This window comes from Mesorhizobium sp. B2-4-6 (genome assembly GCF_006442775.1).
Classification (GTDB): domain Bacteria; phylum Pseudomonadota; class Alphaproteobacteria; order Rhizobiales; family Rhizobiaceae; genus Mesorhizobium.
In genome coordinates this window covers 155,089-178,392 of record NZ_VFVI01000004.1, presented here as the reverse complement: position 1 = coordinate 178,392, position 23,304 = coordinate 155,089, and the positions used below count along the sequence as shown (strand labels likewise).

25 protein-coding genes are annotated in these 23,304 nt (G+C 63.6%); 3 read left to right on the top strand and 22 right to left on the bottom strand.

The window, feature by feature from the left end:
• The first annotated feature begins 105 nt into the window (after positions 1-105).
• Positions 106-885: a helix-turn-helix transcriptional regulator gene (locus FJ957_RS13855; RefSeq protein ID WP_140832176.1), complete on the top strand. Its 780-nt coding sequence runs from the start codon at positions 106-108 to the stop codon at positions 883-885.
• Between the two features lie 7 nt (positions 886-892).
• On the opposite strand, the gene FJ957_RS13850 is transcribed toward FJ957_RS13855, so the two are convergent.
• From FJ957_RS13850 to FJ957_RS13755, 20 genes are all read right to left on the bottom strand, one after another.
• Positions 893-1,474, bottom strand: coding sequence for a DUF1349 domain-containing protein (locus FJ957_RS13850; RefSeq protein ID WP_140832175.1), 582 nt, complete (start codon positions 1,472-1,474; stop codon positions 893-895).
• Between the two features lie 14 nt (positions 1,475-1,488).
• A complete protein-coding gene (locus FJ957_RS13845; protein WP_140832173.1) occupies positions 1,489-2,928 on the bottom strand; it encodes an aldehyde dehydrogenase family protein in 1,440 nt (479 codons plus the stop codon).
• Between the two features lie 119 nt (positions 2,929-3,047).
• Positions 3,048-3,533 carry a hypothetical protein gene (locus FJ957_RS13840; RefSeq protein WP_140832171.1) on the bottom strand — a complete coding sequence of 162 codons (486 nt, stop codon included), beginning with the start codon at positions 3,531-3,533 and terminating at the stop codon, positions 3,048-3,050.
• A gap of 203 nt (positions 3,534-3,736) precedes the next feature.
• Entirely contained in the window at positions 3,737-4,804 is a 1,068-nt protein-coding gene (gene ugpC, locus FJ957_RS13835; protein ID WP_140832170.1) for a sn-glycerol-3-phosphate ABC transporter ATP-binding protein UgpC, read from the bottom strand.
• A gap of 3 nt (positions 4,805-4,807) precedes the next feature.
• A complete protein-coding gene (locus tag FJ957_RS13830) occupies positions 4,808-5,656 on the bottom strand; it encodes a carbohydrate ABC transporter permease (RefSeq protein WP_140832168.1) in 849 nt (282 codons plus the stop codon).
• Complete coding sequence (locus tag FJ957_RS13825) at positions 5,656-6,579, bottom strand: sugar ABC transporter permease (RefSeq protein WP_140832166.1); 924 nt, start codon at positions 6,577-6,579, stop codon at positions 5,656-5,658. Before FJ957_RS13825 ends, FJ957_RS13830 begins: the two co-directional genes overlap by 1 nt.
• A gap of 170 nt (positions 6,580-6,749) precedes the next feature.
• Complete coding sequence (locus tag FJ957_RS13820) at positions 6,750-8,027, bottom strand: sugar ABC transporter substrate-binding protein (protein WP_140832165.1); 1,278 nt, start codon at positions 8,025-8,027, stop codon at positions 6,750-6,752.
• A 28-nt stretch (positions 8,028-8,055) separates the two neighbouring features.
• Positions 8,056-9,258, bottom strand: a complete 1,203-nt coding sequence (locus FJ957_RS13815) for a PLP-dependent transferase (protein WP_140832163.1) — start codon at positions 9,256-9,258, stop codon at positions 8,056-8,058.
• Complete coding sequence (locus FJ957_RS13810; RefSeq protein ID WP_140832161.1) at positions 9,255-10,031, bottom strand: FadR/GntR family transcriptional regulator; 777 nt, start codon at positions 10,029-10,031, stop codon at positions 9,255-9,257. The genes FJ957_RS13815 and FJ957_RS13810 overlap by 4 nt, the downstream gene beginning before the upstream one ends.
• Before the next feature lie 160 nt (positions 10,032-10,191).
• The gene (locus tag FJ957_RS13805; RefSeq protein WP_140832159.1) at positions 10,192-10,851 is read right to left on the bottom strand and encodes a DUF2161 family putative PD-(D/E)XK-type phosphodiesterase; all 660 of its coding nucleotides are present in this window, start codon (positions 10,849-10,851) and stop codon (positions 10,192-10,194) included.
• 346 nt (positions 10,852-11,197) lie between these two features.
• Positions 11,198-12,475 (bottom strand): L-fuconate dehydratase, encoded by a 1,278-nt coding sequence (locus FJ957_RS13800; protein ID WP_140832158.1) that lies wholly within the window; start codon positions 12,473-12,475, stop codon positions 11,198-11,200.
• A 54-nt stretch (positions 12,476-12,529) separates the two neighbouring features.
• Positions 12,530-13,261: an SDR family oxidoreductase gene (locus FJ957_RS13795; protein WP_140832156.1), complete on the bottom strand. Its 732-nt coding sequence runs from the start codon at positions 13,259-13,261 to the stop codon at positions 12,530-12,532.
• Between the two features lie 18 nt (positions 13,262-13,279).
• On the bottom strand, positions 13,280-13,726 hold the full coding sequence (locus FJ957_RS13790; protein WP_140782475.1) for a MaoC/PaaZ C-terminal domain-containing protein: 447 nt from the start codon (positions 13,724-13,726) through the stop codon (positions 13,280-13,282).
• A 9-nt stretch (positions 13,727-13,735) separates the two neighbouring features.
• Positions 13,736-14,809 (bottom strand): Gfo/Idh/MocA family oxidoreductase, encoded by a 1,074-nt coding sequence (locus tag FJ957_RS13785; RefSeq protein ID WP_140832154.1) that lies wholly within the window; start codon positions 14,807-14,809, stop codon positions 13,736-13,738.
• Positions 14,802-15,131 carry an L-rhamnose mutarotase gene (locus FJ957_RS13780; RefSeq protein ID WP_140832152.1) on the bottom strand — a complete coding sequence of 110 codons (330 nt, stop codon included), beginning with the start codon at positions 15,129-15,131 and terminating at the stop codon, positions 14,802-14,804. The genes FJ957_RS13785 and FJ957_RS13780 overlap by 8 nt, the downstream gene beginning before the upstream one ends.
• 10 nt (positions 15,132-15,141) lie before the next feature.
• On the bottom strand, positions 15,142-16,254 hold the full coding sequence (locus tag FJ957_RS13775; RefSeq protein WP_140832151.1) for a mandelate racemase/muconate lactonizing enzyme family protein: 1,113 nt from the start codon (positions 16,252-16,254) through the stop codon (positions 15,142-15,144).
• A 1-nt stretch (position 16,255) separates the two neighbouring features.
• Positions 16,256-17,353 (bottom strand): sn-glycerol-3-phosphate ABC transporter ATP-binding protein UgpC, encoded by a 1,098-nt coding sequence (ugpC, locus tag FJ957_RS13770; protein ID WP_140832149.1) that lies wholly within the window; start codon positions 17,351-17,353, stop codon positions 16,256-16,258.
• 4 nt (positions 17,354-17,357) lie between these two features.
• The gene (locus FJ957_RS13765; protein ID WP_140832147.1) at positions 17,358-18,224 is read right to left on the bottom strand and encodes a carbohydrate ABC transporter permease; all 867 of its coding nucleotides are present in this window, start codon (positions 18,222-18,224) and stop codon (positions 17,358-17,360) included.
• A 2-nt stretch (positions 18,225-18,226) separates the two neighbouring features.
• On the bottom strand, positions 18,227-19,123 hold the full coding sequence (locus tag FJ957_RS13760; RefSeq protein ID WP_140782471.1) for a sugar ABC transporter permease: 897 nt from the start codon (positions 19,121-19,123) through the stop codon (positions 18,227-18,229).
• A gap of 118 nt (positions 19,124-19,241) precedes the next feature.
• Entirely contained in the window at positions 19,242-20,558 is a 1,317-nt protein-coding gene (locus tag FJ957_RS13755) for a sugar ABC transporter substrate-binding protein (RefSeq protein ID WP_140832145.1), read from the bottom strand.
• Positions 20,559-20,723: 165 nt separating this feature from the next.
• On the opposite strand from FJ957_RS13755, the gene FJ957_RS13750 reads away from it, so the two are divergent.
• Positions 20,724-21,512, top strand: a complete 789-nt coding sequence (locus tag FJ957_RS13750; RefSeq protein ID WP_140650558.1) for an IclR family transcriptional regulator — start codon at positions 20,724-20,726, stop codon at positions 21,510-21,512.
• Between the two features lie 168 nt (positions 21,513-21,680).
• Positions 21,681-22,520, top strand: a complete 840-nt coding sequence (locus tag FJ957_RS13745; protein ID WP_140832143.1) for an amidohydrolase — start codon at positions 21,681-21,683, stop codon at positions 22,518-22,520.
• Between the two features lie 25 nt (positions 22,521-22,545).
• Here the strand turns inward: FJ957_RS13745 and FJ957_RS13740 are convergent, their stop codons facing one another.
• Complete coding sequence (locus tag FJ957_RS13740; protein WP_140650564.1) at positions 22,546-22,980, bottom strand: type II toxin-antitoxin system VapC family toxin; 435 nt, start codon at positions 22,978-22,980, stop codon at positions 22,546-22,548.
• A complete protein-coding gene (locus FJ957_RS13735) occupies positions 22,980-23,222 on the bottom strand; it encodes a type II toxin-antitoxin system Phd/YefM family antitoxin (protein ID WP_140650566.1) in 243 nt (80 codons plus the stop codon). Before FJ957_RS13735 ends, FJ957_RS13740 begins: the two co-directional genes overlap by 1 nt.
• Positions 23,223-23,304: the final 82 nt, after the last annotated feature.

The window sequence follows — 23,304 nt, the reverse complement described above, 5'->3', positions numbered from 1 at the left end:
GCTTTCCCTTGCCGAGAGTGACCACAGGCTAGATTCCCGGAGCCGGATCGCGCCATATGCCTAAAGACACAATGACCGCGCGGCGCGGTTCGCCGAGAAAAGGGCATGCGCATGGGCAATATCTGGGCGCCGCTGGCAAAGGCGATCGCCGCCACCGGCACCGACCGGCATGTCGACTGCCTGATCGACCTGATCGGCGCCGACATCGCGCACGACCTGGTGACGGTAACGCGCTATTCAGCCACCAGGACGCCGGAATTCGTCAAGCACCGGCGCTTCTCGGACGAGATGGTGCGGCGCTATCTCGACAATTACTACGTCTTCGATCCCTTCTATGCCTCCTGGCGGCGCGAGCGCCGGCTCGGCATCATGCCGCTCAAGGGACTGGCCGACGAGGAGGCCAAGCGCGGCCAATACATTGCCGGTTTCCTGGCGCAGTCGGAAATCTGCGACGAGGTCGGCATCCTGCTCACCGACGGCGGCGACTGGTGCCTGGGCATATTCCTCGACCGCTCGACCGTATCGTTCAAGGACAGCGAGATCGCGCTGCTGACCGAGCGGCTGCCGGTGTTCGAGGCGCTGCATGCGCTGGACATCAAGGCGCGCGGCTCAGACTTTTCACGCACCTCGGCGCCGAGCGGTCCCGGCGCCTCGCCGCAGCAGAAGCCGAGCATTCCGGAAAACCTGTGGCCGGAGCTATCGCTGCGCGAGCGCGAGCTGGTGCAGCTGATCCTCGCCGGCCATCCGACCGCCAACATCGCCGAGCGGCTCGGCATCACCGTCGGCACGGTGAAGAACCATCGCCGCCGCATCTATGAGAAGCTGGACATCACCACGGAGCGCGAATTGTTCCTGCAATTCTTCCAGCACCGGATGAACGGGTAGCGCCGCGTCAGTCGTGCAATTCCCGCGAGATGGGCGCCCCGATGGTAAAGTCCGAAAAGGTGACCTCAAAGCCCTCGCGCTGCGGCGAGCAGCACATCATGCCGACATCGACCGTTTTCGAGATCGGGAAATAGGCCAGCCGCACCGGCTTCCAGTGGCCATCCGAAGCATCCAGATACTGGATGCGGATTGCCTCGGCGTGACGGGTCAGGCGGATCCTGACGCCGTCCTTGCTGGCGGCGATGGCGACCAGCGACCAGTCGGAGGTGTCGTTGGTGACGACGACGGAGAAGTAGGCCAGCCCGTCGGTGTATTCGATGCCGGCCTTGATCCAGTGCGTTTCGCTCAGGCGCAGCATCAGCCCCGCCTGATCGTAGAGCACCTTGTAATCGCCCTTGACGGTGACCTCTGCGCTGAAGTCTCCCTCGACCGGGCGGGAGAGGAAATGGCCGTTGTCGCGCCAGAAGCCATAAAAGGTCTCGCGCCAGAAGTCGGTCTCCTTGCCCGTCCGAACGGTGAGCGTGCCGCCGCCGACCGTATGGTGCGGCGGCGGGTTGAGCCATGTCATGTCGTCCAGGGCTGACGTCATCGATCCCTCTTCGATTAGCCGGCGAATGTATAGGCGGTCTTCACCGTGGTGTAGAACTCCATGGCATAGCGGCCCTGCTCGCGCGGGCCGTAGCTCGAACCCTTGCGGCCGCCGAACGGCACGTGGAAGTCGACGCCCGCCGTCGGCAGGTTGACCATCACCATGCCGGCTTCGGAGTTGCGCTTGAAATGGGTCGCGTGCTTCAGGCTGGTGGTGCAGATGCCGGAGGTGAGGCCGAACGGCGTGTCGTTGGCGACGGCCAGCGCCTCGTCATAATCCTTGACGCGGATGACGTTGGCGACCGGGCCGAAAATCTCCTCGCGCGAGATGCGCATTGCATTGGTCGAACCGGTAAACAGCGTCGGCTGCAGATAGAAACCCGGTGTCTTGCGATCGAGCCGCTCGCCACCGAAGGCAAGCGTTGCGCCTTCCCTCACACCGATGGCGATGTAGTCTTCATCCTGCTTCAGCTGGGTTGCGTCGACGACGGGACCGATCTGAGTCTGCGCGTCGAGCGCGTCGCCGATAACGAGCTTGTCCAGGCGCTCCTTCATGGCGTCGACGAAGCGATCGTGGATGGCCTCGGTGACGATCAGACGCGACGAGGCCGTGCAGCGTTGCCCGGTCGAGAAATAGGCGCCATTGACCGCGCAATCGACGGCCGTGCCAAGATCCGCGTCGTCGAGCACGACGAGCGGATTCTTGCCGCCCATTTCGAGCTGGAACTTGCGCATGTGCTCGACGCTTGCCGCTGCGACGCGCTTTCCCGTGCCGACCGAGCCTGTGAAAGAGATGGCGTTGACGTCGGGGCTGTCGAGCATCGTCTGGCCGACCACCGAGCCCTTGCCCATGACGAGGTTGAGCACGCCCTTGGGCAGGCCGGCACGATGCAGGATGTCGACGATGGTCCAGGCGCTTTCGGGAACGAGTTCGGCCGGTTTGAAGACGATTGTGTTGCCGTAGGCGAGCGCCGGCGCGATTTTCCAGGCGGGGATGGCGATGGGGAAATTCCACGGCGTGATGATGCCGACGACGCCGACGCCTTCGCGGGTCATCTCGACGCCGACACCGGGCCTGACGCTCGGCACCATCTCGCCCGACAGGCGCAGCGTCTCGCCGGCGAAGAAGTCGAAGAGCTGCGCCGCCCGGATCGTCTCGCCGACACCCTCGGCCAGCGTCTTGCCTTCCTCGCGGGCGAGCGAGCGGCCGATCTCGTCCTTGCGCGCCATGATCTCGTCGGAGGTTTTCTTCAGCACCGCATGGCGGGCCAGCGGGCCTGAGCGCGACCAGGCGGGAAAGGCCGCCTTGGCGGCCGCGATGGCCTGCGTGGCTTGCTCAGGCCCGGCTGAAGCATACTCGCCAAGGACATCGTTGGTGTTCGAGGGGTTGATGTTGCGCGAGCCGGCCTCGCCCAGCCACTCGCCGTCGATCAGGTTCTTACGCAGCACGGTCATATTGTTTTCCTTGGGTTTTGGTCGCAGCAGCCACCGGTCGGATCAATTGTCAGACAAATGATATAGTCATTGTCCGGAAGGAGGTCTACCGCCGATCTTAAACCTAGAGCCGGCTCGCGTCAGGTCGAGAACGACCAGAACAGGCATGCGAGCGTGACCGCGCCGAAGGCGACGAAGAACAGGCTTCTGAGCAGGAGGTTGCGGCGAAGCTCGTTCATGGTGAGATGCGCCGCCACGATCACTGCCACGAACAGGAAGCGCCAGTTGAACAGCGCCCAAAGCACCTCGTGCTGGCCGAAGGCCCATCTGGCAACCAGCGAGCCGACGATCGTCGCGAAGAGCACGATCGTCGCCCAGAAGATCGCGTCGGCCGCATGGGTCAGCACGACGCCGGCGGCGCGGATCGGCAGGATCATCATCAGCATGGCGCCGAAGAAGTAGACGGCGGCGATCGCCAGGAACGAGCCGGCGTCGGCGATGCCGTCGAGACGCTTCACGCCATAGGCGCCATAGGGGTAGCCGTGTCTCGCAACGGCCAATGACAGCGCCATCAGCAAAGCGCTCAAAACCGTGATCAGTGCGAATGTGCCGAGGGCCTTGCTCATGCCTTTTCCTGTCGAGACGAATCAGCGGGAGTCTAGCAATCAAAATCCGCAATTCACCTGTCGATATTCTCCAAGGCGCCGATCCTTGAGCGATCAAAATTGTCGCCATCACCGGCGCAACGACCGTGCCCGAGTTGAACACCCACATCTGCTGCCGGTGAGTTGCTGGCGAAGCCATCCAATGACGCGTCGCTGTTGGCCAGCTAGCCGATCCGAACGCCGCTCTTTGGATCGAACACATGCAGCGCCGCCGGATCCGCAGCGAGGCGGATGGTGTCGCCCGGCCTGACGTCGCTGCGTCCCATGACGAAGACGCAGATCTGCTGGTTGGCCAGCCGGACATAGAACTGCGTCGACAGGCCGAGCGGTTCGACCACCTCGACCTCGGCCTTGAGCGCTCCGTCATCGGCCAGCCTGATGTGCTCGGGACGCAGACCGATGGTCAGCGGATCGCCGTCCTGCAGCGGCAGACCGTCCGGCAATCCGAGCTTCTGGCCGTCGGCGAGCACGGCATCGACCTTGCCGCCCCTGGCGACCTTCGCCGGCAAGAAATTCATGCCGGGGGAGCCGATGAAGCCGGCGACGAAAGTGTTGGCCGGCCGGTCGTAAAGCTCGAGCGGACGGCCTACCTGCTGAACATAGCCGTCATGCATGACGACGATGCGGTCGGCCATGGTCATGGCCTCGACCTGGTCGTGGGTGACGTAGACCGACGTGGTCTTGAGCTGCTGGTGCAGCGCCTTGATCTCGGCGCGCATGTGGACGCGCAGCTTGGCGTCGAGGTTGGACAGCGGCTCATCGAACAGAAAAACTTTCGGATCGCGCACGATGGCGCGGCCCATGGCGACGCGCTGACGCTGGCCGCCGGAGAGCTGGCGCGGCAGGCGGCCGAGGTAGGGGTCGAGACCCAGCCGCTTGGCGGCAGCACCCACCCTGCCGTCGATCGTCGTCTTTTCGGCCTTCTTCAGCAGCAGGCTGAAGCCCATGTTGGAGGAGACGTCCATATGCGGGTAAAGCGCGTAGGACTGGAACACCATGGCGATGTCGCGATCTTTCGGCGCGACGTCGTTGACCAGCCGCTCGCCGATATGGATCTCACCGCCGGTGACCTCTTCGAGGCCGGCGATCATGCGCAAGAGCGTGGACTTGCCGCAGCCGGACGGGCCGACCAGCACGACGAACTCGCCATCGGCGATCTCGAGGTCGACGCCATGCAGGATGCGCAGCGCGCCGTAATCCTTCTCGACGTTTTGCAGCGTGACGGAAGCCATCTTTTATCCTTTGACAGCGCCGGCGGTGAGGCCGGTGACGAGATAGCGTTGCAGGAAGGCGAAGAAGACGCAGACCGGAATCAGCGCCAGGATCGAGGCCGCCATCATCTGCCCCCAGTCGACGGCGAATTTGCCGATGAAGGTGAGCAGGCCGACGGCGAAGGTCTTCTGCTCGTCGCTGGAGATCAGCATCAGCGCGAACAGAAGCTCGCTCCAGGCGGCCGTGAAGACGAAACCCAGCGTGGCGCCCATTCCCGGCAAGGTCAGCGGCACGATCACCCGGCGCATCGCCTGAGCACGGGTGCAGCCGTCGATCATCGCCGCCTCCTCAAGATCCCTCGGGATGCCGTCGAAGAAGGACTGCATGAGGAACGTCGCGAAGGCGGTGTTGAAGGCCGTGTAGATGATGATCAGTCCGATCAGGCTGTTGGTCAGGCCGAGATCGCCCATGATCCGGTAGATCGGCGGAATGACCATGACCAGCGGGAAGGTCTGGGTCAGCAACAGCAGGATGGCCAGCGTCGCCTTGCCGCGGAAGGTGAAGCGCGACATGGCGTAGCCGGCGAGCGTGGCGATGACGGTGACGAAGGCGGCCGTCGACACCGAGACGATGACGCTGTTGAGGAAATAGCGTGGAAAGTCGGAGGCTTCGAGCACGGTGACGAAGTTCTGGAAGGTCGTCTGCGACGGCCAGAAGGTGATGCCTTCCGAATAGAGCAGGCGCTCCGGCGTCACCGAGATCTTCAGCGTCCAGAAGATCGGGAACAGCGCGAAGATCACGTAAGCCGCAACCGCGGCGTAGAGCCCGATGCCGCCGAAAATGCGCGAGGAAGTGGAGCGACCGGCGATCATCAGACGTGCCTCACCAGAGTGCGGCGGATAGCGATCAGCCCGATGGCGTAGACAATGAGCAGCACCAGAAGCAGCACCGCTACCGCCGATGCATAGCCCTTGTCGAGCGACTTGAAGGCACTGACATAGATGTAGACCGGCACGGTGCTGGTCGAGCCGGCCGGTCCGCCCTCGGTCATGACGAAGATCAGATCGGCGAAGGTGGCGATCCAGATGGTGCGCAGCATGACCGTGATGACGATGGTCGGCGCCAGGAAGGGCAGCGTCACCTTGGTGAAGCGCTGCCATGGCGAGGCGCCGTCGATGGCTGCAGCCTCATGCAATTCGGAGGGGATCGACTTCAGCGCGGCAAGCAGCGTTATGGCGAAGAACGGGATGCCGAACCAGATGTTGGCGACGATCGGGCCCCACATGGCGGTGGCCGGATCCGACAGCACATTGGTCGGCTCGGCCTTGAGGCCAAGCGCGAAAAGCCAGTGCGGCAGCGGCCCGATGATCGGGTTGAACAGCCAGGCCCAGGTGAGGCCGGAGAGGAAAGACGGCACGGCCCAGGGCAGGAAGACAACGGCCTGCACGACCTTGCGGCCGTAGAAGGGCTTGTCGAGCAGCAGCGCCAGGCCGAGGCCAAGAAAGAACTGGAAGAACAGGCTGGCGACCGTCCACCACAGCGTGTTGATCAACGCCTGGCCGAGCACCTGGTCGGAGAGCATCGCCTGGTATTGGGCAAGGCCGACATATTGCGACTTGAAGGCCGAGAACTTGCGGAATGAGTAGGAGATGCCAATGATCAGAGGCACCAGCAGCACCAGGACCAGCAGAACGATAGAAGGCGAAAGATAAAGCCAGGGCTCGATCGCGGCCTTGCTCAGCCGCTTCCTGCGCGGCGGGGCGGCGGATCGGATTTCGGAGACGGCGTAGGTCATGGCGGCTCAACAGTGATGGGGCGTCGGCGACAAGCGTCCTTCGCCCCGTTCACGGGGAGAAGATGCCGGTAGGCAGATGAGGGGCGGAGCCAGCCTTGCAGAACTCGGCGCTGCCCCTCATCCGGCCCTTCGGGCCACCTTCTCCCCGTAAACGGGGAGAAGGAAGAAGCCTACTTCTTGTTTTTCGCCAGCCAGTCCTGCTGTTCCTTGGTCAGGAACTTGGCCCATTCATCGGCCACGTCCTTGGCCGGCTTCTGGCCGAGCAGCACTTCCTGAAAATTCTTGATCGCCACCTGGTCGACGAAGTTGCCGAGGTTCTCCAGATGCGTCGGCGGCGTCACCATTTCATATTTGGAGCTGTCGCTGAGTTCGGTGAACCAGCCCTTGAACTGCTCGGTCTTGAAGTGGGGATCCTGGTCGGCGCCGTTGTGGATCGGCACGACGCCGACTTCCTTGGCCCATTCCAGATTGTCCTTCGGCGACAAAAGCGTCGCCATCAGCTTCCAGGCTTCGTCCTTGTGCTGGGAGTTGGCGAACATCGCCCAGCCGGCATAGCCCAGCGTCGGATAGGATTTGCCGCTCGGGCCGACGGGGAGCGGAGCCACGGCGAAGTCGTCGGCGCTCATCTTGTCAGCGATGCCGAGCAGCGCGTCCGGGTCCTGGTTGAGCATGGCGCAGGTGCCGGAATAGAAGCCGGTCACCGTTTCGTTGAAGCCCCAGCTCACGGAATCTTTCGGCGCCAGGCCATTCTTGTACATGTCGGCCAGCATCTGCAGACCCTTGACCGAGCCTTCGTCGTTGATGGTCGAGACACCATCGTCGGTGAAATAGCCGCCCTTGCCGTCGGCGATGTTCATGAACATGTGCATGCCGTTGAAGGCGCCGGGACCACCGCGCAGGCAATAGCCATATTTGCCGGGGATGTCCGAGATCTTCTTGGAATCGGCGACGAACTCATCGAGCGTCGCCGGCGGGCCGTCGAGACCAGCTTCCTTGAACAGCTTCTTGTTCCAGAACAGCGCGTTCACATAGTAGCCGTAGGGGATCATGAACTGCGTGTTGTTGACGGTCGAGCCGAACTGCTTGGCGCGGTCGCCGAGCGTCTTGGCGTCGTCCCACTTGGCCATGTAAGGGCCGAGATCCTCGAGCTGGGCATTGTTGGCATAGAGGCCCATCCAGCGTTCCGGCATCTCAACGACGTCGGGCGTATCGCCGGCCTGCACCATGGTGAGGAACTTCTCGAAGGCCTGGCCCCAGGGCAGCGAGACGACCTCGACCTTGATGCCCGGATTGGCGGTCTCGAATTCGGCGATCTGCTTCTTCAGGAATTCGGTGCGCGGCGGGCTGGTGATGACTTCGACCAGCTTGATGGTGGTGTCGGCCAGCGCGCCGCTGGCGGAGATCGCCAGGCCGGCGACGGCGGCAAGCATGAAGGTCGGTCTTTTCATGTTCAGGACTCCCATTTTGAACGCTCGGTTATTTTTTTGCTTTGTCGAAGGCCTGGGCGATGTCGGCCCAGAGATCCTCGACGCTTTCCAATCCGACATTGAAGCGGATGGTTCGGGGGCTGACGCCGAAGCGCGCCATCGAATTGATGCCCGGTGTCTGCTCGAGCGAGGCCTTGGCCGGCACGACCAGGCTTTCGTGGCCGCCCCAGCTGACGCCGATGCGGAAGAACTTCAGCGCATCGACGAAAGCCGGGATGTCGACGTCCTCGGTGACCTCGAAGGAGAACAGCCCGGCATAGCCGGCAAGCGTCTTCTTGCCGGGGTGGTTCGAATAGGCAGGATGGTTGACGCGCTCGACCTTGCCATGCGCCTTCAGCCGCTCGGCAATCGTAAGTCCGCTCTTCATGTGATGCGGCAAGCGCAGCGGCAGCGTGCGCAGCCCGCGCAGCAAGAGCCAGCCTTCGAAGGGCGACAGCTTGCCGCCGAGCTGGGAATAGGTCTGCTCGTTGATATGCTTGATATGCGCGGCGGAGCCGGCCACCACGCCGGCGACGGTGTCGCTGTGGCCGCTCAGATATTTCGAGGCCGAATGCAGCACCAGGTCGACGCCATGCGAGATCGGCTTCTGGAAGACAGGCGTCGCCCAGGAATTGTCGATGGTGGTGACGATGCCCTGCTCCTTGGCCAGCCGCGTCAGATGCTCCAGGTCCTGCAGCTCGAACAGCATCGAGGTCGGGCTTTCGAGGTAGAGCAGCTTGGCGCCGGGAAGTGCCGCGGCAACCGCGTCGGGATCGGCGCCGTCGACATAGTCGACCTTGATTTGCAAGCGCGGGAACAGGCGCTCGAACAGCCGGTACGCGTCGCCATAGCAGTTGCGCACGGCAACGATGCGCTCGCCGGCGCCGACAAAGGCGAGCAGCGTGGCGCTGATGGCCGCCATGCCGCTGGAAAAGCCGCGCGCGGCCTCGGCGCCTTCCAAGGCGGCGACACGCGCCTCGAACTCCATCACCGTCGGATTGTCGCCGCGCGAATAGATCGGCTGCTTTCTCCTGCCGGCGAAGGTGTCGGCCATGTCGGCGTAACTGGCGAAGGTGAACAGCGACGTCTGGTAGATGGGCGGCACCACCGCGCCGCCGGGGAACGGCTCGTCATGCGCCAGCAGCGTCGCCGCCTCGCCGAGATAGTCGCTGGCCATCGAGGCCGGATCGAAGGTGTTGGGCTGCTCGTTCATCTGCGGTCCGAAAGCTTGAGGTTGGCGGCACCGCGTTTCAGATCGTCCTCGACGGTGGCGATGAGCTTCAGCGCCTCGGCGCGGGCGCCCTCGGGATCATGCGCGGCGATGCGCTCGAAGATGGTGCGGTGATAGGGGAAGCTGGCATGGCCGAAGTCGCGCACGCCGAGCGGATGCTCCCAGAAGCGGTGGAACAGCTCGTGCATGGCACTGATGATCTGCTCGAAGAGCGGATTGCCCGAGGCGCGGTAGACAGCCTGGTGGAATTCCCAATCCTCTTCCGAGGACATGCCGGCGCGGGTACGGAAAGCTTCTTCCATGATGTCGAGCTTGCGCTCGATCTCGGCGATCTCGGCCTTGCCGGCGCGAATGGCGCAAAGCGCCGCCGCCTCGGCCTCCAGCGCGCGGCGAATCTCCAGCGTGCGCATCAGGCCGGCGAAATCATTGCCGCCGGCCAATGTCAGCGGCATGTGCAGCATGTCGGGCGAGACGGCGGCCTTGAGATAAGTGCCCGAGCCTTGCCGCCGTTCGACGAGACCGAGGCCTTCCCAGCGCGTCAGCGCCTCGCGCACCGTGTTGCGGCTGACCTTGAGGCGTTCGGCCAGGATGCGCTCCGTCGGGAGTTTTTCACCGGGGCCAAGAGCCTCCTGCCGCACGAAGCCCACCAACGCCTTCAGAACCGCGTCGTCGCGGGCCATGGTCTGGATGGGAGGCAGGAAATCGGTCACGCCGGCTGAGCCTAAGTGGTTCAATGGTCCAACCAATTTCTGCATGATCGAAGCGGTGAGTCAACCGGGCAGTTGGGAATGCTTCCGAGGCCGCGGGATCGACGAGGGAAAGCGCGGGCGAAGGAGTGTCGCCGACGCAACCCGGGCCAGGCACCGCGAGAACCGCGCTTAATGGTAAGCCGGCAAATCTCCGCCAAACGATAAGTTACAGGGCTGCCGCAACAGGCTGGATCGCGGCGAGGCCGGTTTCGGTCAGCGCGTAGACGCCGCGCTCTGCCCTGGCGAACCAGCCGTAGTAATTATGCTGAAGGATGGTCGCGGCGCGCGGCGAAAGGGTTTTGAGGTCGCGCGGCCGTTTCGGGCCGTCGGCCATGGCGGCGGCGCAGGCAAGCGCCTCCTGACGGTAAGCGGTCATGATCGGCTTCCTGCGCGTGCTGCCGCCGACGGACGGATCGCCCTTGCGGCGGTGATGTTCCTCGACCAGGCGCGAGCGCCGCGTGGGATCGCGGCGCGGCGGCAAGGCGGCGGGACTGAGCAGCAGCTCGACCTCGCCCTTCCTGCCGACGCCCAACAGACCGAAGCCGAGACGGCGGCAGAGCGCGCGGAAGCGGCGGTCATGCTCGCGGCCCTTGCCGCGCGCCGACATCAAAGCAGCCAGCCAGACCTCGTCACAGGCCGCCGCGCGGTCGACGGCTTGCAGGACGAGCTCGAGGTTGAACTGCAGCTTCAATTCGCAAATGACGACAACCGGCGGCTCGCCCGCGCGGACGCCGACCACGTCGCAGCCGCCGATCTCGCCCTTGACGGCGAAATCCATGCTCTCGAGAAACCGCTTCACCGGCTCGTAGAGGGACGTTTCCTGCATGCGACAGGCATAGCCGATTCGCGGCGGTCCGGTCGCGTGCCGCGAGCGTGCTCGTCGTGACGCCCGAAGACCGCATTGACCGATGACCGGACTATCTTGCGCTCGAACCTAAACGATTAGGCAGCTCGGAAGCCGGGATCTGGCCGCGTGATGCTCGCATGACATCTTCATCGTGCCTGTCTCGAGCGACCAGACGGGCTACACCTACGAGGCCGTCTTCAACTGATCGTCTTTGCCCGATGCATGGGACCAGCCACGCTGTCAGGTCGTGGACGCCCCCTGAGCGACCTCGTAGCCCGAGAAGCAGACGATACCGCGTCCAACGCGAGAAGGCAGCGCCGATGCTTCAGGCGCGATGCAGGTAATCCTCGATCGACCGAGCCTTCATCTCGATCGAGAAACCGGGCACCCGGGGCGGCATATAAGCGGCATCGCGGATCACGCAGGGTTCGAGGAAATGCTCGTGCAGATGGTCGACATATTCGATGACGCGTCCGTCCTTGCTGCCTGACACGGCGACATAGTCGATCATCGACAGATGCTGGACATATTCGCAAAGGCCGACGCCGCCGGCATGCGGCCAGACCGGCAGACCGAACTTGGCGGCGATCAGCAGCACCGCCAGCACTTCGTTCAGCCCGCCCATGCGGCAGGAATCGATCTGCACGACGTCGATCGCACCGCCGGCGATGAACTGCTTGAACATGATGCGGTTCTGGCACATCTCGCCGGTCGCGACCTTGATCGGCGCCACAGCCTTGCGGATCTGTGCGTGGCCGGCGACGTCGTCGGGGCTGGTCGGCTCCTCGATGAAGAAGGGCTTGGCGAAGGCCAGGTCCTTCAGCCAGTCGATCGCCTGGTCGACCTCCCAGACCTGGTTGGCGTCTATCATCAGATAGCGGTCCGGGCCGATCACCTCGCGGGCGATCCTGAGACGGCGGATGTCGTCGGCGCGGTCGCGGCCGACCTTCAGCTTGATGTGATTGAACCCATCGTCCACTGCTTCCTGGCAAAGACGCCTGAGCTTGTCGTCAGGATAGCCGAGCCAGCCGGCCGAGGTGGTGTAGCAGGCATATCCCTCGCGCTCGAGCGCGGCGATGCGCCCGGCCTTGCCGGCCTCGGCCTTCTTCAGGATCGCCAGCGCCTCTGCCGGCGTGATCGCGTCAGTGAGGTAGCGGAAATCGACGATGCGCACGATCTCCTCGGGGCTCATCTCGGCGACCAGGCGCCAGACCGGCTTGCCGGCCTCCTTCGCCCACAGGTCCCAGACCGCATTGACCACCGCGCCGACGGCGAGATGCATGGCGCCCTTGTCCGGGCCGATCCAGCGCAGTTGGCTGTCGCCGGTCACATGGTGCCAGAAACGGCCGGGGTCCTCTTTCACCCAGTCGAGATCGAGCCCGACGACGCGGTGGCGCAGCGCTTCGATCGCCGCGCAGCAGATCTCATTGCCGCGGCCGATGGTGAAGGTGAGCCCGTGGCCCTTCAGCGACGGGACATCGGTGTCGAGGATGACATAGGCGGCCGAGTAATCCGGATCCGGATTCATCGCGTCGGAGCCGTCGAGGCTTTGCGATGTCGGGAAGCGCAGGTCGAAGGTTCTGAGGTCCGTGATTTTCGTCATTGCCGCCTCGTGACTGAATTGCCGCCCGCGCTCAACATGGCTACCGAAACGGCCTCAGATCGACCAGCCGCCGTCGATATTATAGGCCTGTCCTGTCGTGTAGGAGGCGCCGGCCAGATAGACAGCGAGGTCGGCGATCTCGTCGGGCGTGCCGATCCTGCCCATCGGCTGGCGGACGATGAAGGCCGCGCGCGCCGCCTCGTAGTCGCCCTGCGCCTGCATGCGGCCTTGAAGCGAGGGGCTCTCGACGGTGCCAGGACAGATGGCGTTGCAACGTATGCCCTTGGCGACATAGTCGGCGGCGATCGACTTGGTCAGGCCGACCACGGCCGCCTTGGTCACGCCATAAGCAAAGCGGTTCGGCACGCCTTTCGGCGCGCCCGCCACCGACGCCATGTTGATGATCGAGCCGTCGCCGCGTTCCAGCATGCCAGGCAGCACGGCGCGGATGGTGCGGATCATGGCGCGCACGTTGAGATTGAAGGCGAAGTCGAGGTCCTCGTCCTTCATCTCCAGTATCGAGCCGGCATGGACGAAGCCGGCGCAGTTGAACAGCACGTCGACGCGGCCGATTTCGGCAAAGGCGGTTTTAACCGCATCGTCGTTCAACACATCGAGTTTTCGCGTCGCAATGCCGGGCGTCTTGCTAAGTTCGGCCAGGGCCGCCTCGTTGATGTCGGTGGCGTGGACGATGGCGCCGGCCTTTGCGAAAGCCAGAACGCTTGCCCGTCCAATGCCCTGCGCGGCCGCCGTGACGACCACGACCTTGCCTGTGATATCAGCCATGTTCTTTTGTCTCCGTCTTCAGCCGGGCCGTCGCTCGACGATGTAGATGTGATCCGCCGCCAGCACGACCTCGTCGCGCTGGTTCAAAACCTCGACACGCTCGATGACACGTCCGGCGTTTGGCCGTTTCGTGTCGTCCTCCTTGGCGGCGATGGTGGTGCGCGTGCGGATGGTGTCGCCGATGAAAACCGGCTTGATGAAGCGCAGCCGGTCATAGCCATAGGAGAAGGCGGCGGGATTGATGACGCTCGCCGTCAGGCCGACACCGACCGAGAAGACCAGCGTGCCATGCGCGATGCGCTGGCCGAAAGGCGTCGTCTTCATGAACTCGGCGTCCATGTGATGCGGAAAGAAGTCGCCGGTGTGGCCGGCATGGACGACGAAATCGGTCTCGGTGATGGTGCGGCCACTGGTGAGGCGCGACGAGCCGATCTCATAGTCCTCGAAATAAGTGGTCTGTTCCATGACGCGCTTCTACGGCTTTGCGGCCAGCGGCGTCGCCGGCGCGGCACTCGATTTATAGGCGGCTTCGACCAGCGCCATGGTGTGCCAGGCGTCCTCGACGGAGCTGACAAGCTCGGCGTCCTCGCCGGAAGCAAAACGCTGGACATTGGCCATGCGGCCGACGAAGGCATCGGGGAACCATTCGCCGGCGAGCGGCACGCTGACCCAATCCGACCCGCCCCTGGGATGGATTTCCAGAATATCGGGCTCGCCGCGCGGATAGTCGAGATTGAGGCCGAGCTTGACGTAAGCCGCGCCTTCGGTGCCGCAGATGCGGAACTCGCAGGCCTGGTAGCGGCGGCCGAATTTGTGGTCATGATTGATGGAGAGTCCGCAACGCACGGTGTCGCCATAGTCAAGGATGGCGCTGGTGCGGGTCTGTGCGACCTTGTGATTGGGATGGCCAAGCGTCTTGGCATGCACACCCAAAGGATTGCCGAGAAGCTGGCGGATCAGGTCGAGATAATGGATCGAATGCATGGCGATCTCGACACGCGGCGCCTTGAGCAGGAATTCCCATAGCTGCCAGGGTGTGTCGAGCGCCAGAAGCGCGTCGAAATCAACGACCTCGCCCAGCCAGCCCTTGGCGATGGCATCCTTCAGCGCCAGCATCATCGGCGCGAAGCGAAGCTGGAAGTTCACGGCGGCCTTCAGGTGCTTGGCGCGGCAGATTTCGAGGATCTCGGTCGTCTCGCCGAGGTAGTTGCCCATAGGCTTCTGGATCAGCGCCACTGCGCCGTCCGGCAGGGCCTTCAGCACCTCTGCATGCCGGCCCGGCGGGGTGGCGAGGTCGAAGATCGCGTCCCTGACGGCCGCTGCTTCCTCGACCGAGTGGAACGCCGTGACGCCCCACTTGTCGGCGAGCTTCCGCGCCTTGGCCTGGTCCGGATCGTAGAGGCCGGAAATCGGGAAGCCGCCCTTGCGGTAGGCGGGAAAATGCGCGTCGCCGACGATCGAGCCGGCGCCGAAGGTGACGATCGGACGCGGCTTCGACGGTTTCGGCCAGGACTGCGCCAGCGATGCCGGATCGAAGGCATCAGTCATGATGGAAGACCTCGTCCATCGACGCCCACCACTCGCCTTCCTTGCGGGTCGGCAGCGGCTCCTGGCAAGGCATGCAGACCGACCACCATTCCTGGGTCTTGGGATCGGCAGCCATCTTGGCCATATCGGTGGCGTAATCGGTGCCGTGATATTCGAAATAGGAGAACAAAAGGTTCTCTGGCCGCTTCAGATAGATCGAATAGTTCTTGATGTTGCAGGCCGAGATCATGGCGAGAACGTCAGGCCACACAGCAGCGTGCAGGCGGACATATTCCTCGACCTTCTCGGGCTTCAAGCCCAGCACCATTCCCATGCGCTGCATATCCGCCTCCCTATTTCACGATCGCCGTGGTGAATTCGGCGATGCTCCTTGCCTTCACCGCGTCCCAGTCCCAGTCGATGCCGATGCCGGGTTCGCTGGGCGCCAGCGCATGACCGTCCTCGATGCGCATCTTAGCGCCCGTCAACTCATCGAGCTGCGGAATATACTCGACATATTTGCCGTTCTGGATGGCGCAGACCAGACTGACATGCAACTCCATCAGGAAATGCGGGCAGACCGGCATATCGAAAGCCTCGGCCGCATGGGCCACTTTCAGCCAGGGGGTGATGCCGCCGATGCGGCCGACATCGACCTGGACGATGTTGCAGCCGCCTTTCTGCATGTACTCGCGAAAGTGCCTGATGGAATAGAGCGATTCGCCGACGGCGATCGGCGTCGGCGTCGAATTCGACAGCCGCACATGGCCGTCTATGTCGTCGGCCGGCAGCGGCTCCTCGATCCAGGCGAGGTCGAGCTCGCGCAGCCGCTCGGCGCGGCGGATCGCTTCGTCGACGGAAAAGCCCTGGTTGCAGTCGGTCATGATCTCGTAGCCGTCGCCGACCGCCTTGCGCACGGCCGAGAGCCGCGCGACGTCCTCGGAGCCGTGCGGCTTGCCGATCTTGACCTTCGAGCCGGTGAAGCCCCTGGCCTTTGCGGCAAGCGCGTCGTCGACAAGTGCGGCCTTCTCGATATGCAGCCAGCCCCCCTCGGTGGTGTAGAGCGGGCAGCGGTCCTTGGCGCCGCCGGCAAGCTTCCAGAGCGGCAGGTTCTGTTTTCTCGCCCGCAGATCCCAAAGCGCCGTGTCGATCGCGGCCAGCGCGATCGCGGTGATGGCGCCGATGGTGGTGGCGTGGGTGGCGAATTCGAGATCGTGCCAGATCGCCTCGATCTGGTCGGCGTCACGGCCGATCAGGCGCGGCGCGAGATGATCGGCGAGAAGCCGCATCACCGAGGAGCCGCCGGTGCCGATCGTATAACTGTAGCCGGTGCCCGACGCGCCATCGGAATCGGTGATGGTGACGATCGGCGTCTCCTGGCTGACGAAACTCTGGATCGCGTCCGTGCGCTTCACCTTCGGCACGAGGTCGACCATGCGCAGTTCGATTTTCTCGATTTTTGCCATGTCAGTTCCTCAGCGACTTGCCGGTTTCGGCGGAGAACAGATGCGCGCGGCTCAGATCGAAGCTCATGCCGATCCGGTCGCCCGTTTTCAACGGTTTCGGATTGAGCATGCGCGACACCCAGTCGGCGCCGTTGAACTCGGCGAAGACCAGCGTTTCGTTGCCGAGCGGTTCGGTGATGCTGACCGGCAGCTCGACGCGGTGGACTTCTGTTTCGCCGCCGGAGCTCAGGCCGTGACCGGTCGGATAGAAGTCGTCTGGACGAATACCGAACACGACCCTGTCGCCGGCCGCCGTCTTCGACTTGAACTGGCCGGGCAGCGGCAGGCTGTCGCCGCCGCTGAACACAAGCTTGCCATCGCTCACCGTCGCCTCGTGCAGGTTCATCGGCGGCGATCCGATGAACCCGGCGACGAAGTGGGTCGCGGGTCGGCTGAACACCTCATCCGGCGTGCCGACCTGCTCGATGTAACCAGAGCGCATGATGACGATGCGGTCCGCGAGCGTCATCGCCTCGACCTGGTCGTGGGTAACGTAGATCACCGTCGACTTGACCTTGGCGTGCAGCTTCTTGATCTCGGTGCGCATCTGCGTGCGCAGCTTGGCATCGAGGTTGGAGAGCGGCTCGTCGAACAGGAAGACATCGGGATCGCGCACGATGGCACGGCCCATGGCGACGCGCTGGCGCTGGCCGCCGGAGAGCTGCGAGGGGCGGCGCTCGAGCAGTTCGTCGAGGCCGAGGATGGCGGAGGCTTCGGCAACGCGCCGGTCCATGTCGTCCTTGGCCGCACCCGCGATCTTCAAGGAGAAGCCGAGGTTCTCGCGCACCGTCATATGCGGGTAGAGCGCGTAGGACTGGAACACCATGGAGATGTTGCGCGAGCGCGGCGCCAGGTCGTTGACCACGCGGCCGCCGATGTCGATCGTGCCGCCGCTGATATCTTCGAGACCAGCGATCATGCGCAAGGTCGTCGACTTGCCACAGCCGGACGGACCGACCAGCGCGATGAATTCGCGGTCGGCGATGTCCAGATCGATGCCGTGCACGATCTCCATGTTGCCGTAGCGCTTGGTGAGCTTTTTCAGCGAAACCGTTGCCATGAAGTCAACCTTTCACCGCGCCGGAGGTGAGACCGCCGACAAGATGTTTCTGGACGATGTAGGTGAGGGTCAGCGCCGGGATGATCATCACCACGGCCAGCGCGCACATGCCGCGCCAGTCGATGGTGAACTCGGCCGTGTAGTCGAGCAGCCCGACGGGCAGCGTCTTGGAGTTGACGGAGCGGGTAAGCTGCGAAGCCAGAGCGAACTCGTTCCAGCAGGTGAGGAAGGCGAAGATCGCGGCCGAGGCGATGCCCGGACGCGCCAACGGGAATTCGACCTGCCAGAAGGCTTGCCAGCGCGTGCAGCCGTCGATCTGGGCTGCTTCGGCAAGGTCCTTCGGCACCTGTCGGAAGAAGCCGTCGATCAGCCAGATCGTGAACGGCACGTTGAGCGCGACATAAGCGAGGATCATGCCGATGTGGGTGTCGATGATGCCCAGCCGCACATAGAGGAAGAACAAGGGCAGCGAGAGCGCGATGCCGGGCACGGTGCGCGTCAGCATCAGGCCGAGGAACATGCCCGACTTGCCGCGGAACCGGTAACGCGCGAAGGCGTAGCCGCCGGCCATGCCGATGGCCACCGCGATCACCGTCGAGGTGACCGAGATGATCAGCGAATTGCGGAAATAGTCGAGCACCGGGATGCCGCCCTTGCCGATGCCGCTGAACATCGCGACATAGGCATCGAAGGAGAGTTCCTGCGGGATCCAGACCGGCGGCTTGGCCATGATCTCGACCGTGGGCCTGAGCGACGACAGAACGATCCAGATGCCCGGCAGGCAGATAAGCAGCATGGCGATGAACAGGCCGACACGGTGCGCGACGGTCAGCGCGCGGCGCGTGAGGCGGGCGGAGGCGTTCTCGTCCATCGTCACCACTCCGCGCCGATCTGCGCGCGCGCCGCGGCGAGCTTGTTGTAGAAATAGACGGTGAAGGCGATCGACAGCAGGATCGAGAAATAGGCCATGGCGTTGGCGAGACCCATGCGGGCGTCGCTGTAGGCGGTGCGCCCGACCAGCGTCCACAAGAGCTCGGTGCGGCCGGCCGGGCCGCCGTCGGTCATGATCTTGACGATGTCATAGGCGCGCGCGACGTCGAGCGAGCGGATCGTCATGGCGATATAGGCGAAGGGCATGACGAAGGGCCAGGTGACATAGCGGAAGGTCTGCCAGGGCGTGCAGCCGTCGACGCGCGCCGCCTCGATCGGCTCCTTGGGCATGGCCAGCAGGCCGGCCAGGATCAGGATGGCGAAGATCGAGGTCGACGACCAGATCTCAGCGATCGAGATGGCGATGAAGGCGAGATGGCCTTCGATCAGCCACGGGATGGCGTCCTGCGTGATGCCCAGCGACTGCAGCGCGTTGTTCACCAGGCCGATATTGTCGTTGAACATGAATTTGAACTGGAAGCCGACCAGGATCGGCGAGAACATCATGGGGAACATCATCAGCGTGCGCAGGATGCGCTGGCCGCGCGTCGCCTTCTCCACCAGCATCGCCAGCCCGAGGCCGAGCAGCATTTCAAGGTTCAGCGCGATAGTGAGCAGGAGCACGGTGCGGCCGAAGGCCCACCAGAAATCGGCATTGGACAGGATCGAGAGATAGTTGCGAAGGCCGACGAAGACGAAGAACGTCTCGGGCCGTGTCAGGCGGAACGGCGTGAAGCTGGAATAGAGCGACAGGATCAATGGCAGCACCACGACCGCCGCCAGCACGACGATGGCCGGGAGCAGCAGCAGGAACGGCGCGGATGGCTTGAAGCCCTTCATCGGGACCCTGTGAAAGAAACGACTGAGCCAACCCCGGCCGAAGCTGGGGGAAATTTGAGCAGCCGCAAAGGCTGCAGCCTCCCCGGTTTGCCGGAGAGGCGATTTGCGAGCGCGATGCCTAGAGCTTGCCGGCGTCCTGGAGGATCTGCGTCGCCTTGGCGGCCGCCTCGTCCAGGGCCTGCTTGGACGTCTTGTCGCCGAGGATCGCCGCCTGCAACTCGGGGTAGACGGCGTTCGAGATCTCGATCCATTCCGGCGTCTGCGGCACGGCGAAGGCGTGCTTGGCTTCCTCCTGGAAGGCGGAGAGAACCTCCTTCTTGTAAGGATCGTTTTCAGCCTGCTTCAAGTCCCAGTCCCAAACCGCGGTGCGGGTCGGCAGCGGGCCGGCGGCGGCTTCCAGCTTCTGGCTGTCCTCGTTGGTCAGCCACCAGACCAGGGAGGCGGCGGCTTCCTTGTTGGCGCAGTTCTCGGTCACCGAGAAGCCGTGGAAACCGGACCAGCCGGTGCGCTTGCCGGAAGACCCCTTGGGCGCGACTTTCACGCCGACATTGCCGGCGACCTTCGAGGACTTCGGATCGTTGAAGAAACCGGCCCAGCCCGGCCAGTCGAGGTTGATCGCCACGGTGCCCGAGGCAAAGCCCTGGCCGAGATCGTCCCAGAGATAGTTGGTGGTGCCGGCCGGCACGGCCTTGGCCTTGTAAAGGTTGACGAACCAGTCGAGCGCCCGGATGCCAGCCTCGGAATTGAAGGCGGGCTTGCCGTCCTTGTCGAGATATTCGCCGCCCTCGGCGACCACCATCTCGTAGAAGCGGCCGTTGATCGCCTCTTCCTTGCCGGCGAACTGCGTGCCGTAGAAATTGGGCGGGTTGGCGAAGAACTCGGCCTGGTCGGTGACTTCCTTCCAGGTGTCCGGCGGCGCAAGGTCATAGCCGTATTTGGCCTTGAACTTGGTCTTGTTGTCGGCGTTCTCGTAGAGGCTCTTCTGGTAGTAGAGCGCCGAGACGTCGAACTGCGCGCGCGGCAGCATCTCCAGCTTGCCGTCGATGGTCGCGGCCTTGATCGTCGACGGCACGAAAGCGTCGATCTCTTCCTTCGGCAAGAGCTTGCTGAGGTCGGTGTAAAGGCCCGTATACTGCGGCGCGAAGGACGAATGGTTCCAGCCGACGCACCAGTTGGTGCTGCCCGAGGCGATGTCGGACTTCAATTCCTTGTCGATGTCGAAGCCGTTCTTCTTGGTCAGGATGTTGACCTTGGCGCCGGTCGCCTTCTCCCATTCGGGGATGCGCTCGTAGAGCTTTTCATATTGCTGGCCGCCGATCAGCTTCACGTCGATCGTCACGCCCAGAAATTTGCCGGGCAGATCGGCCGAAAACGCCGTGCCGCTCAGCAGCAGGCCAGCCAGGCCGGCGGAAATGCCTAGAACCAGTCTCGTCATGTTCTCCTCCCATGGGCTCGCGGCGACGGCCCGCCGAGTGCGTGACCGATCGCTCAAGCTTCATTCATATGCAAATAGCATTTTCATTCCCGGGTCAAGGCGATTATGCTTCCAGCCGAATGAAGTTCATGCATATATGCAGATTGAAATTCACTGGAGGGGCGGGTGGCAGAGGAAGAAGACGGGGACCGCTACCGGGCGCCGGCGCTGGACAAAGGGCTGGATATTCTCGAATTGCTGTCCAGCGTGGATGGCGGGTTGACGCAGGCGGAGATCGCCAAGCGGTTGGACCGCAGCCCGAACGAGTTCTACCGGATGCTCGACCGGCTGGTGCGGCGCGGCTATGTCACCAAGATCGACGGCGACCGCTATTCGCTGACGCTCAAGCTGTTCGGGCTGGCGCAGTTGCACGCGCCTGTGCGCAGGCTGGTGTCCTACGCGACGCCGATCATGCGGGAACTGGCCGAAACCTCATGGCAGGCCAACCAATTGGTGGTGTTCGACCGCGGCGCCGCCGTGGTCATCGCGCAGCAGGAAGCGCCGCGTTACTGGGGCATCTCGATCCGCGTCGGCTCGCATATCAGCCTGTTCGACACCGGTTCCGGCCATGTGCTGCTTGCCTTCCGCTCACCCGAGGAGCGCAAGATGATGATCGCCGAGCATCTGCAGAGCACCGAACAGCTCAACCTGACGCCGGAGTTCTTCGCCCGTCTCGACCAGGTGCGCGACCGGGGTTACGAGATGATGGCGTCGCTGCAGACCGCCGGCGTCTACAATCTTTCGACGCCGGTGCTAGGCCCCGACGGCAGAGCCATCGCGGCACTGACCATCCCCTACATCACCCTGGTTAACGCGCCGACGGCGCCGGACATCACGCTGACGATTCGGCATCTGCAAGGCGCCGCCGCCAGGCTCTCGCAGCTCGCCGGATCCGATGTGCCGCAGTCGCAGTAATTTCTTATTTGAATAATGGATTTTTCGGCGGGATAGTATCTTAGAGTGGGATGAACTCAAAAGCAGCCGGTCATCCCACTCTAACGCCTTGTTTTTTTGGAGCATGATCTTTCCGAAAAGTCTGCAATTTTTCGGGATCATTCTCCGGGCCACGGAGGATACGTCGCCATGATCATCGACACGCATCTGCATCTCATCGACCAGAGCGCGCTCCGCTATCCGTGGCTGGCCGGCGTGCCGGCGCTGAACCGCGATTTCTCTTATGAGGAATATGCCGCCGACGCGCGACGCTCAGGCATCGAAGGCGTCCTGCACATGGAGGTCGATGTCGACCCCGCCGATATCGTTGCCGAGACAGCTTATGTGAAGTCGATCGCCGGCCGGCCAAGCAGCTTACTCAAGGGCGCGATCGCCTCCTGCCGGCCAGAGGAGACCGGTTTCGAGGCCTATCTGGAAACGGTCAAGGCCGAGCCCTTCGTCAAGGGTTTCCGCCGCGTGCTGCATGTCGTGCCCGACGATCTCTCCGAAGGCGCGCTGTTTCGCCGGAACATCAAGCGGCTGGCCGGCACCGGACTGACCTTCGATCTTGTGGTGCTCCCGCACCAGATCCCGAAGGCGATGGCGCTTGCCGACCTCGCGCCCGACGTCCAGTTCGTCCTCGACCATTGCGGCGTGCCCGACATCAAGGGCAATGCGGAACATCCGTGGCGCGAGCATATGGAAGCGATCGCCAAACGGCCGAACGTCACGGCCAAGATCTCCGGCGTCGTCGCCTATGCCGACCCGGCGACGTGGACGGTCGAGACGCTGAGGCCCTATGTCGAGCACACGATAAGCTCGTTCGGCTGGGACCGCGTGATCTGGGGCAGCGACTGGCCGGTCTGCACGCTGGGCGGCGGGCTGACGACCTGGATTGCCGCCACCCATGCAATGCTTGCCGGCACGAGCGAGGCGGAGCGAGCACGCCTGCTTTCGGGCAATGCGCGCCAGTTGTGGCGGCTTGGATAGGCTAAAAAAGGAGCTCGCCTGCAAACTAATCGCTGTCAGCGAGCATTTGCGCCGGCACACCGAGTTCTGGCCCGGCGTCGGCGAGCCGCTGATCAAGCGTATATATCGTGGCGCCATGCTCCGATGCGATGGCGAGATGCAGCGCGTCCCCTGCTCGAAGTCCAAGATCGTGCCGATCGGCAAACCTCGCTGCCGCCCGGAACTGCCCGCCCGTCACGCCCAGGACGGTAAAGCTCTCCGCGACAAGTCTATTAAACACGGCAAGCGCGGCGGCGCGCTGTTCCAGGCTGATTTGTCCTGTGCGTAGCTTGATCGCCATGGCGGACGACATCTCGGTGACGGTCCAGTCGCTAATGAGAAGCTGCGCTGGCTCCTGTTCCGTCAGCCAAGCCTGCACACGCGGCGTCATCGTTTCGTTCGAGAGAGCCGCCACGATCAGCGACGTGTCGAGATAGAGCATCAGTAGCGATCGCCATCCCGCATCGACCGGACGAGATCGGCGGCGCCCTGGGACTGGGCCGACATCGCTGCCGTCAGCGAGCGAAGCAGCGCGATATCGATCGGTTTGCGCGGCCCGACTACGGCAGTGAGTCGTGCGACCGGCTTGCCGCGACGAGTGATGTCGATCGAATCGCCCGCCTCGACCCGGTCGACCAGTTCGCTGAGGTGGGCCTTGGCATCGGCGAGATTGATCGCATTCATGTCACACTCCTGACCATGTAGATAGTCATATAGCGCATCGAGCTGGACAATTCCAGAACGATGCTTCTCTGCGATCAACTGA